This window comes from Chthoniobacterales bacterium, from assembly GCA_018883245.1.
Lineage (GTDB): Bacteria > Verrucomicrobiota > Verrucomicrobiia > Chthoniobacterales > JACTMZ01 > JACTMZ01.
Genome location: VEQL01000059.1, coordinates 1 through 10,586, shown reverse-complemented (window position 1 = coordinate 10,586; position 10,586 = coordinate 1). Strand labels below are relative to the sequence as shown.

Annotated in this window: 8 protein-coding genes; 2 read left to right on the top strand and 6 right to left on the bottom strand. The window is 62.8% G+C overall.

The window, feature by feature from the left end:
• The 4 genes from FGM15_12895 to FGM15_12880 form a co-directional block, all read right to left on the bottom strand.
• Window positions 1-415: MCE family protein (locus FGM15_12895; protein ID MBU3666755.1), on the bottom strand; the 415-nt coding region annotated here is incomplete at its 3' end.
• Window positions 416-418: 3 nt separating this feature from the next.
• The gene (locus FGM15_12890) at window positions 419-1,183 is read right to left on the bottom strand and encodes an ABC transporter ATP-binding protein (GenBank protein MBU3666754.1); all 765 of its coding nucleotides are present in this window, start codon (window positions 1,181-1,183) and stop codon (window positions 419-421) included.
• On the bottom strand, window positions 1,180-1,968 hold the full coding sequence (locus FGM15_12885) for an ABC transporter permease (protein MBU3666753.1): 789 nt from the start codon (window positions 1,966-1,968) through the stop codon (window positions 1,180-1,182). Before FGM15_12885 ends, FGM15_12890 begins: the two co-directional genes overlap by 4 nt.
• Before the next feature lie 14 nt (window positions 1,969-1,982).
• Window positions 1,983-2,246: a hypothetical protein gene (locus tag FGM15_12880; protein ID MBU3666752.1), complete on the bottom strand. Its 264-nt coding sequence runs from the start codon at window positions 2,244-2,246 to the stop codon at window positions 1,983-1,985.
• A gap of 111 nt (window positions 2,247-2,357) precedes the next feature.
• Here FGM15_12880 and carB point away from each other — a divergent pair, with 111 nt between their 5' ends.
• Complete coding sequence (gene carB / locus FGM15_12875) at window positions 2,358-5,579, top strand: carbamoyl-phosphate synthase large subunit (GenBank protein ID MBU3666751.1); 3,222 nt, start codon at window positions 2,358-2,360, stop codon at window positions 5,577-5,579.
• A 14-nt stretch (window positions 5,580-5,593) separates the two neighbouring features.
• Here carB and mutS read toward each other — a convergent pair whose 3' ends face one another.
• Window positions 5,594-8,071 (bottom strand): DNA mismatch repair protein MutS, encoded by a 2,478-nt coding sequence (mutS, locus tag FGM15_12870; protein ID MBU3666750.1) that lies wholly within the window; start codon window positions 8,069-8,071, stop codon window positions 5,594-5,596.
• A gap of 104 nt (window positions 8,072-8,175) precedes the next feature.
• Between mutS and FGM15_12865 the strand changes: the two genes are divergently transcribed.
• A complete protein-coding gene (locus tag FGM15_12865) occupies window positions 8,176-9,675 on the top strand; it encodes a DASS family sodium-coupled anion symporter (protein MBU3666749.1) in 1,500 nt (499 codons plus the stop codon).
• A 6-nt stretch (window positions 9,676-9,681) separates the two neighbouring features.
• Here the strand turns inward: FGM15_12865 and FGM15_12860 are convergent, their stop codons facing one another.
• Complete coding sequence (locus FGM15_12860) at window positions 9,682-10,428, bottom strand: DUF541 domain-containing protein (GenBank protein ID MBU3666748.1); 747 nt, start codon at window positions 10,426-10,428, stop codon at window positions 9,682-9,684.
• Window positions 10,429-10,586 lie beyond the last annotated feature (158 nt).

The window sequence follows — 10,586 nt, the reverse complement described above, 5'->3', positions numbered from 1 at the left end:
TCTCCCGCTGGCCCTTGATCACCGCTCCGGGCTGGAGATGCTTTTCCAGGTCCGCGGCCGGATCGACCAGCACATCGACGAAGCGGTTTCCCAGCAGACCCGAGCTTCCGACCACGAAGCGAGAGGCCTCCGGAAGTTTCACATCGTCGCGGATGTTCAACTTCACCGCGACGCCCTGCATGGCCGGGAGAACGCTCGGAGGCTCGGCCACATAGCCGATGCGGGCGCCGCCGAGGAGCACGTCGGCCCCCTTGAGAAGACCGCTGGCGTTGGGGAAATCGACCTGCAGGTCGTAAAAACGCTGCAAGCCCTGGCCGAGACGGCCGAAATACACAACCGTCGCGGCGACCACGACCAGTCCGAGTATGACGAAGAAACCGACTTTTGTTTCGATGCGGGAGTCTTGGCTGTGCATGGGTCAGGGTGCTTCGTGGGATCTGCCCTCCACGAAATCACGAATCACGGGATCCGTCGAGGCGCGCAATTGGTCGCAGGAACCGTAGAAGTAGCATTGGCCCTCGTGCAGGAGTGCCACATGGTCGGCGATGGTGAAGGCGCTTTTCATGTCGTGGGTCACGACGATGGATGTCACGCCGAGCTTGCGTTGCAGGCGTCGGATCAGCAGGTCGATGCTGTCGGCGACGATCGGGTCCAGCCCCGCCGTGGGTTCGTCGTAAAGCATGCATCGCGGCTGGCTGACGAGGGCGCGGGCCAGCGCGACGCGCTTGCGCATTCCGCCGCTGAGGTTGACCGGCATCTTGTGCTGGTGGCCGTGGAGATCGACCATCTGCAGCGCCTCTCGGACCTTTTCGCCGATTTTGGCTTCGTCCGTCTCGCCGCGTTCACGCAGCGGGAAAGCGACATTCTCCCCGACGTTCATCGAGTCGAAGAGTGCGCCGTTCTGGAAAACCATGCCCATGCAGTGGCGGATGCGGGCCATCTCGCGTTCCTTCAAGTGCGCGATGTCCTGCCCTTCCACGATGATGCGGCCTTCGAGCGGTTGCATCAGCCCGATGAGATGGCGCAGGAACACGCTTTTGCCGCCGCCGCTGCGCCCGAGCAGGACCAAGGTCTCACCCTCGTAAACCTTGAGGCTGAATCCCCGGAGTATTTCCTGCCCGCCGATGGTCTGGACCAGGTTGTCCACCGAAATGACCTCCCGCGGCCGCGCGTGTGTCGTCATTTTCCGGCCGGGAAAAAGATGTTGAGGGTCATGGTCAGGAAAAAATTCACCACCAGGATGAAGAGCGATCCAATGACCACGGCTTCGGTGGTGGCGCGACCGACGCCCACGGCTCCTTCGCGTGCGGTCAGGCCCTGGTGGCAACTGACAAAAACGATGAGGACGCCGAAGACCATGCCCTTGATCAGCCCCATGGCCACGTCCCTGCCGCCGGTGAAGTGCAGCATGTTGTGCAGGTAATAGACCTCCGAAACGCCGAGAATCTTCGTGGTGACGAAAAACGCCGCGAGGATCCCGATCGCGATGCATTCGGCGACGAGCAAGGGCATCGAGACAAGCATGGCGAGGAAGCGGGGGATAACGAGGTAATCGACGGGGTGCACCGCCAGCGCACGCAGCGCATCAAGTTGCTCGGTGACTTTCATCGTTCCGAGTTCGGCGGACATTGCGGCGCCGACGCGCCCGGCGACCATGAGGCCGCAGAGCACGGGCCCGAGTTCGCGGAACATCGAGACGCTGACCACGGGCCCGACGGCGGTGTCCATCTGCAGACGGTGAAACTGGAAGAATGTCTGCGTGGCAAAGACCGCACCGGTGAACGCGCCGGTGATCAGGACGACAAGCTGGGAACGGTAGCCGATTTCGTAGATTTGACGGACCACGAGACTCCTGCGCACCTGCCCGTGGAAAATGCCCTGCACGGTTTCGGCCGCGAGCATCGCCACTTCACCGAGATAGCGCGCGAAGGAAAAACACGCTTTGCCTGCGCCTTGGGCGAGTGACATGGAGCGCTCCGGAGTCAGGGACGGATGACCTGCGTCGCCGACTGCGAGCGCGCGACCGAATGCGTCTGGCCGACAAAGCGGGCCGTGAGGTCGAGTTTGTTGAAGATGCTGCGGATTTCTTCGAGCGAGATGGCAACGTCGTCGGACTCCAGAAAAATGATGTCGTGGAGGGTGTCGACCTTGTAGCGGAGCCCGGGAACCGCGCCCAACTCGAGGTCCAACCCCATCAATTTGTCGGGCGCCCGCAAGCCCGCCGCATAAACTTCGAGTTCGATCATTGCGGCGATTCTCCCGCCACGGGCCGCGCGCGGCAAGGCACAAAAAGCGGTGACCCTGAAGCCGCGGATTGCACGTCCGGCTCCGCTGGTTTAGAGGAAAGGGCCGCGCCCATGCCGAAAGATACCTCGCTTCGAAAAATCCTCATCATCGGTTCCGGTCCCATCGTCATCGGTCAAGGCTGCGAGTTCGACTACTCCGGTGTGCAGGCCTGCAAAGCCCTGAGGGAGGAAGGCTACGAAGTGGTGCTCGTCAATTCCAACCCGGCGACGATCATGACCGACCCGGAATTCGCCGACCGGACATACATCGAGCCCATCACGGTGGAGGTCATCGAGAAAATCATCGCGCGCGAGAAGCCGGACGCCGTGCTACCCACGCTCGGCGGTCAGACGGCGCTCAACGCCGCCATGGAATTGCACCGAAGCGGGGCGCTGGAGAGGCTCGGCACGAAGCTCATCGGTGCCAATGCCGAAGCGATCGAGCGCGGCGAGGACCGCCTGATTTTCAAGGAGACCATGCTGCGCATCGGACTCGATGTGGCGCAGTCGGGGGTGGCGCATGACATGGACGAGGCGCGGGCTGTTGCCGCGCAGATAGGGCGCTACCCGCTCATCATCCGCCCGGCTTACACGCTCGGCGGCAGCGGCGGGGGAATCGCCTACAATCGCGAGGAGTTCGAGGAAATCGTCGCCCGCGGGCTCGACATGTCGCCGGTGAGCGAAGTGCTGATCGAGGAGTCCCTTCTCGGATGGAAGGAGTTCGAGATCGAGGTGATGCGCGACCGCGCCGACAACTGCGTTGTCATTTGTTCGATCGAAAACTTCGACCCCATGGGTGTTCACACGGGTGATTCGATCACCGTGGCGCCGATCCAGACGCTGACCGACAAAGAATACCAGGCGATGCGCGATGCCTCGTTCGCGGTGATCCGCGCCATCGGCGTGGAGACAGGCGGCTCGAACATCCAGTTCGCCGTCTGCCCGAAGACCGGCCGCATGGTCGTCATCGAGATGAATCCCCGCGTTTCCCGCTCGTCGGCGCTGGCCTCCAAGGCCACGGGTTTTCCGATCGCCAAAATCGCAGCCAAGCTGGCCGTCGGCTACACGCTCGACGAATTGCGCAACGATATCACGCGCGAGACGCCGGCAAGCTTCGAGCCGACCATCGACTACTGCGTCGTCAAAATTCCCCGCTTCACGTTCGAGAAATTTCCGCAGGCCGACCCCGTTCTGACCACGCAGATGAAAAGCGTCGGCGAGGCCATGGCCATCGGGCGCACTTTCAAAGAGGCGATGCAAAAAGCCCTGCGTTCGCTCGAGACAGGACGCGCGGGCTTCGGCGCCGACGGCAAAGACGAGCCGCCGCGCCGCGAAGACGGATCCGTCGACGTGGAGGAACTCGAGCACCGCATCCGCATCCCGACCGCGGAGCGTATCTTCAGTCTGCGCCATGCGCTTATGGCCGGATGGACCGTGGAAAAAATCCACGAGATCACCGCGATCGACCCCTGGTTCCTCCGCGGGTTGGCCAAAATCGTCGAGCAGGAACAGACCTTCCCCAAGGACTTGGATGCCGTGCCTTGGCGGAAAGTGAAGCGTCACGGATTCTCCGACCGTCAGATCGCGCGGCTCACAGGTCGCACGGAAGATGATGTGCGCAGGCAGCGCAAAGCCGCGGGTGTCGAGCCGACTTATCGCCTGGTGGATACCTGTGCGGCCGAGTTCGAGGCTTACACGCCGTATTATTACTCGACCTACGGCGACGAGGATGAAACGCGTCCGAGCGATAAGAAGCGTGTCATGATTCTCGGCGGCGGGCCGAACCGCATCGGCCAGGGTATCGAGTTCGACTACTGCTGCGTTCACGCGGCTTTCGCGTTCCGCGAGTTGGGGTGGGAGACGGTGATGGTCAATTCGAACCCGGAGACGGTTTCGACGGATTACGACACCAGCGACAAACTTTACTTCGAACCGCTCACGCTCGAGGATGTGCTCAATATCTACGAGCGGGAGAAGTGCGATGCAGCCATCGTGCAATTCGGGGGACAGACCCCGCTCAACCTCGCCGCCGCGCTGGAGGCCAACGGCGTGAAGATCATCGGCACCTCGCCTGCGAGCATCGAGATGGCGGAGGACCGCAAGCATTTCGCCGCGATGCTCGACCGGCTCGGGCTGCATGCCACGCAAGGCGGCACGGCGACGAAAGAGGACGAGGCGCTGGCCGTGGCCGAGAGGGTCGGCTATCCGGTTCTTGTCCGCCCGTCCTTCGTTCTCGGCGGGCGCGCGATGGAGATTGTTTATACGCCTGAGGATTTGCGCCGCTACATCCGCACCGCGGTTAAGGCGAGCCCGGACCGCCCGGTGCTTGTTGATCGTTTTCTCGAGGATGCGACCGAGGTGGATGTCGATTGCATCAGCGACGGGACGGACGTGGTGATCGGCGGCATCATGGAGCACATCGAGGAGGCGGGGATCCACAGCGGCGACAGCGCGTGCGTGATCCCGAGCTTCTCGCTGTCCGGAAAAGTCCTTGAGGAACTGCGCTCCGCCGCGACAGCGATGGCCAAGGAATTGAAAGTGCGCGGACTTATGAATGTGCAGTTCGCGGTGAAAGACGAAACGGTCTACGTCCTCGAGGTCAATCCGCGCGCCTCGCGCACGGTGCCTTACGTCAGCAAAGCGATCGGCGTCCCCCTGGCCAAGATGGCGGCCAAGGTGATGGCGGGCCATTCGTTGAAAGATCTCGGAGTGGTATCGGAAGTCCTGCCGCGGCACTACGCGGTGAAAGAGGCGGTGTTCCCGTTCATCAAATTCCCCGGCACGGATATCGTGCTCGGACCCGAGATGCGCTCCACCGGCGAAGTCATGGGCATCGACCCCGATCTCGGAATCGCCTACGCGAAGGCGCAGATGTCGGCGCAGCCGGCACTCCCGGTCGGGGGCGCCGTGTTTATAAGCGTCAAAGATGCCGACAAGCCGGGTGTTGTGGCGATCGCGCGCGATTTTGCGGCCGCGGGTTTTTCCATTTACGCAACCAAGGGCACTCTGGCGGTGCTGCGCGAAGCCGGTGTGGAAGCTTCGCCGGTGTTCAGGCTCAACGAGGGACGCCCGAATATTCTCGACCTCATCAAGAACGGCGAAATCCAGATCATCATCAACACGCCGCAGGGCAAAGCTCCGCGTCAGGACGAAGTGACGATACGAAGCGCGGCGGTCGCCCAGCGCCTGCCGATCATGACCACCCTGCGCGGTGCGCGAATGAGCATCCGCGCCATCAAGGCTTTGCAGGGCGGGGGTTATGGCGTCCGCGCGTTGCAGGAATACCAAGCCTGAGCCGCCTGCGGCGTTCAGTCCCCTGCAAAAAGATCGAGCTGGTCGGTGAACGCGCGCAGTTTGTGCGGGCGTTTCCGCTTTTCGGCGAAAGCGGGTTTGCCCTCGGCGTTGAGTTCGGAGTTTTCGAGATTTTGCAGGATTTCCCGGGCGCGCTTGAGGACGGGTTCGGGTAAGCCGGCAAGACGGGCCACTTGGATGCCGTAGCTCTGGTCCGCTGGGCCGGGAACAATTTTCCGCAGGAAGATGATTTCGTCGTTCCATTCGCGGACGGCGACATTGCAGTTGCCCACGCCGGGCCGCGTGCGCGCGAGGTCGGTAAGTTCGTGGTAATGGGTCGCAAAAAGCGTGCGGCAACCCGTGATGTCGTGAAGGTGCTCGGCCACACTCCACGCGATGGACATCCCGTCGAAGGTCGATGTGCCCCGGCCTATCTCATCGAGAATAACGAGACTGCGGTCGGTGGCATTGTTCAAGATCGCTGCGGTCTCGTTCATCTCCACCATGAAGGTGGATTGTCCGCGTGCGAGGTCGTCGGTTGCGCCGACCCGGGTGAAGATTCGATCGACGAGCCCGATTTCGGCACTGGCCGCGGGTATGAAACTTCCGGTCTGGGCGAGAAGGACGAGGAGGGCGACCTGTCTTATGTAGGTGCTTTTGCCGGCCATGTTGGGCCCGGTGAGGATGACAAGGCGGTTTTGTTCCGTATCCAGCTCGGTATCGTTCGGCACGAAGCGCCCCGCGGTCATGGTCTGGTCGAGCACTGGATGGCGTCCGTCGGTGATTTTGATGGTGCCTCCTGCCGTGAGTTTCGGGCGGACGTAGCGGAAGGTGCGTGAGGTTTCGGCGAGCCCCGCGAGCGCATCGATCCGGGCTATGGCCCGCGCGGTCTGCTGCAGGGGCTCCAATTCGGCGAGCACCGCGGAGCGGAGTTGCTGGAAGATTTCCGTCTCCAAGGCGCGGGCGCGCTCCTCGCCGCCGAGGATGCGTCCTTCCATATCCTTGAGTTCGGGTGTGATGAAGCGCTCGGCGTTCGTCGTGGTTTGTTTGCGCGTGTAGTCCGCAGGAACCGCGTCGAGGTTCGATTTGGTGATCTCGATGTAGTAGCCGAAGACGGAGTTGTAGCGGACTTTGAGCGATTTGATTCCGGTGCGCGCGATTTCGCGTTCCTGCAATTCGGCAATCCACCGGCGTCCTTCGGTGCCTGCGCGCCGCAGCGAGTCGAGATCGGCATCGTAACCCTCGCGGATCATGCCACCGTCACGGGTAGTCGGCGGAGGCTCGTCCACGACGGCGGAATCGAGGAGCCCGACGAGTGGATCGAAAGTCCGGAGGTCGTCCGCAAGCCCGACAAGGGGCGAGCGGCCGTCACCGGCGAGTGCGGTTCGCAGCGGCGGCAAGAGGGCGAGGGACGTCTTCAGCGCGACCAGATCGCGTGCGTTGCCGGAGGCGAGGCTGAGGCGTCCGACAGCGCGCTCCATGTCTCGGATGTCGCGGAGAACATCGCGGACCGCGGCAAGTTGCGCCGGATCGTCGTGCAAGGCGGCAATGAGGTCTTGGCGCCGCGTGATGGCGTCGAGGTCGCGGAGCGGGTGGAGGATCCAATCGCGAAGAAGCCGTGCGCCCATGGGAGTGAGGGTCCGGTCGATGGCGCCGCGCAGGCTGTTTCCTTCGGCGCTCCGGGACTCGACGAGTTCGAGGTTTGCCTGCGTTGTCGCGTCGAGGAGCACGTATTCTCCGGCGTGCCAGGGCTTCGGGGGCTCGAGGTGCCGCACGTCGCGGCGCAGGCTGCGCGTCACGTAATGCAGCAGGGCTCCGGCGGCCGCGATCCCGAGGGGCAGATTTGAGCAGCCGAAGCCGTCGAGGGATTGGACGCCGAAATGGTCGCGGATGAGATCGGAGGCTTGGGTGAGATCGAAAGCGAACGCGTCGTGCGGAGTGGGAGGCATGGAAAGGTTGACCGGCACCGATTCGTCGGTGTCCGGAACAAGCAGCTCGCCCGGCTGAAGCCGTGCCAACTGGTCGGAGACCTGGGCCGATGATCCGATTTCTGCGAGGCGGAATTCGCCGGTGCTGAGTTCCAGCCACGCCAGGCCGTGCGCTTTCTTCCCGGGGCAGATTGCCGCAAGGTAATTGTTCCGGTTTTCCTCGAGTCCAAAGTCATCCAAGGTGCCGGCGCTGAGAATGCGGGAAATTTCGCGCCGGACGAGTTTGCCGGGTGTCACATCACCGACTTGGTCGCAGATGGCGACCCGCTTGCCCGACTCCACGAGCTTGGCGACGTAGGCGCGCGCGCTGTGATAAGGGACGCCGCACATGGGCACATCGTTGCGCTTGGTGAGGGCAACGTTGAGGATGGCTGATGCCTCGCGGGCATCATCGAAGAACATCTCGTAAAAGTCTCCGAGTCGGAAGAGGAGCAAAGTATTCGGCGGAAGCTCGCGCCTGATCTCCTGGTATTGGCGCATCATGGGGGTGAGCTTCGGCGCGGACATGCGGCGGAGTTTAACGTTCTCTCGCCAGAGGCCAAGCGCGCGGGAGTGCATGCAGGTGGCGCGTGGTGTGGACAAGCGCCTGCCCCTCCCGCTAATTTGCAACCATGAACCAGGCAGGTTCGTCGCCGGGCACAAAGTTTGCCGGTGGCTGGGGATTGGCTGCCGCATCGGCGTTGTTGGTGTTTTTCCCGCTCGCGTCCCCGCCCGAGGGTTTGTCGGTGGCCGGTTGGCGGACGGCAGGGGTTGCTTTGGCGATGGCTGTGCTGTGGGTGACCGAGGCCATCCCGATCCCGGCCACGGCGTTGTTGCCCATCGTGCTTTTCCCTTTGCTGGGAGTTGCTTCGGTGAAAGAAGCGGCGGCACCTTTTGCCAACCCGGTGATCTATCTTTTCATGGGCGGTTTTTTTCTCGCCCTTGGTTGCCAGCGTTGGCGGTTGCACCAACGCATAGCGCTGCACATCATCGGCACAACAGGTTCCCGCGTGACCCGTGTGCTCGGTGGTGTGATGGCGTCAACGGCGTTCATCAGCATGTGGGTTAGCAACAGCGCCACGGCTGTCATGATGTTGCCGATAGCGCTCTCGCTGGTCGCCCTCCTGCGCGAGCACCTTGGCGATGCGAACGCGCGCGCGACGGAGGGTTTGGGCATCGCAATGATGCTCGGGGTCGCCTACGCCTCGAACATCGGGGGCATGGGCACGCTCGTCGGCACGCCCCCGAACGCCCTGCTGGCCGGATTCATTTCCGAGACCTACGGGTTCCACATCGGATTCGGCCGCTGGATGCTCGTCGGGGTGCCGCTGGTGATCGTGGGCACCGTGCTGACGCACGCGATTCTCGTCAGGTTGTGCTTGCCCGACAGGACGCTGGACGTGCCCGGACTGTCAGGCCAAGTGCGCTCGGAGTTGTCCAAGCTGGGGCCGTTGTCGCGCGGAGAGATCAAAGTCGCGTCGGTTTTTCTCGCTGCGGCGTTCTGCTGGGTTGCGCAACCGTTGTTCAAGTCGTTCGCTCCGGGGGTCAACGACACGACGATCGCCATGGGGGCGGCGATCCTGCTTTTTTGTCTGCCCGTCAACTGGCGGGAGCGGACGTTTGTGCTCGGGTGGGAGGATGTCCGGGAGTTTCCATGGGGTGTGTTGGTGCTCATGGGCGGCGGGCTGAGCATGGCGGAGATGATGGACAAGACCGGTCTCGCAGCTTGGTTGGGAACACTCACGGCCGCGTGGCAAGGCTTTCCGATCCTGCTGGTCGTGCTCATGGTGACGGCGGCGATTGTTTTTCTCAGCGAATTGGCCAGCAATACGGCGACCGCGGCGACATTTTTGCCGGTGGTTGCTTCGGTCTCCCTCGGCATGGGGCAAAATCCGCTGCTGCTCGCGATTCCGGCCACATTGGCCGCGAGTTGTGCGTTCATGTTGCCGGTCGGCACGCCGCCGAACGCCGTGGCTTACGCGACCGGCTTTGTTCCGCTGCCGCGCATGCTCCGCATCGGGCTTTGGATCAACTTCCTTTTCATCGTGCTGATCCCGATGGTCGCCTTCACGCTGGCCGCGTGGGTATTCGGCATCGTTCCGGGGCAAATGCCGCCTTGGGCCCCAAAGTAATCAGGGTCAAAGCGAAGTAAATTCCACGACCATCGAAACCTGGCGGGAAATGACGCTTTCCCCGCCTTGGATGTCCAAGCTGGGTGAAGGTGCCGCATCCTCGGCCATCATCATTGTGGCGCGGGGCATCGGGCGCGGGGAGAAATGCTCGCCCGTCGCGTCGATGGACCGGATGCCCGCCCATTTGAGATCGAGGGCAGCGAGCAGCGCCCTGGCTTGTGCTTCCGCATCCTTGGCGGCAAGCGAGAGAGCTTCGTTTTCGGCTTTGCGGCGCGCTTCGTCGGTCGGCTCGGTGAACATGTTGGAGACCGAGTTGGCGCCGAGGTTCATCATCGCCGTGATGATGCGCCCGGCCTCGTCCACAGGCGTATTGAAGCTGACGGTCACTTGTCCCAAGTAGCCGGTGATTTTTGGCGGCGCGGGTCGTTTGCCTGGTTCCGGCTGCACATTTCCGAACTGCGGTCGGATGCCGACGCCTGTGGTTTGCAAGCGCGTAATCTTCTCCTCCTTGAGAGCCGCGAGCACAGCCTGCGAGCGGCGCGTGATGTCTTCGCGCACGGCGGGCTCCTCCGGTCCGGCGGCCTCGAAGCCGAGTTGCACCACGGCCACCGTGTTCGGCACACGCACTTCGCCGCTTCCTTGCACCGCAACGGAAGGAGGGGCAGGCGGGTTCGGGGCATCGGGGCGGGGCGGTTGGGCGAGCGCAGGGGAGATCAAGACGAGAACAGCGACGAGGGCGGCGGATATCTTCATGTTTCAATTATCGATGGGAGCGGCGGGGAAACAAGGACGCTCGGCCGTGCGCCGACGTTTGTGCCTTGACTCGGTCGTTGTGGCGGGGACTCTGGAAAAGTCGTCCGACCCGAAACAACCATGAAACATCTGCTTTCCCTCTTCGCATTCCTCGCCTC

Bases quoted from the DNA above. Each gene is read 5' to 3' on its own strand.
- FGM15_12865 (MBU3666749.1), top strand. From the start codon at position 8,176: ATGAACCAGGCAGGTTCGTCGCCGGGCACAAAGTTTGCCGGTGGCTGG.
- mutS (MBU3666750.1), bottom strand. From the start codon at position 8,071: ATGTCCGCGCCGAAGCTCACCCCCATGATGCGCCAATACCAGGAGATC.
- carB (MBU3666751.1), top strand. From the start codon at position 2,358: ATGCCGAAAGATACCTCGCTTCGAAAAATCCTCATCATCGGTTCCGGT.
- FGM15_12885 (MBU3666753.1), bottom strand. From the start codon at position 1,968: ATGTCACTCGCCCAAGGCGCAGGCAAAGCGTGTTTTTCCTTCGCGCGC.
- FGM15_12890 (MBU3666754.1), bottom strand. From the start codon at position 1,183: ATGACGACACACGCGCGGCCGCGGGAGGTCATTTCGGTGGACAACCTG.
- FGM15_12880 (MBU3666752.1), bottom strand. From the start codon at position 2,246: ATGATCGAACTCGAAGTTTATGCGGCGGGCTTGCGGGCGCCCGACAAA.
- FGM15_12860 (MBU3666748.1), bottom strand. From the start codon at position 10,428: ATGAAGATATCCGCCGCCCTCGTCGCTGTTCTCGTCTTGATCTCCCCT.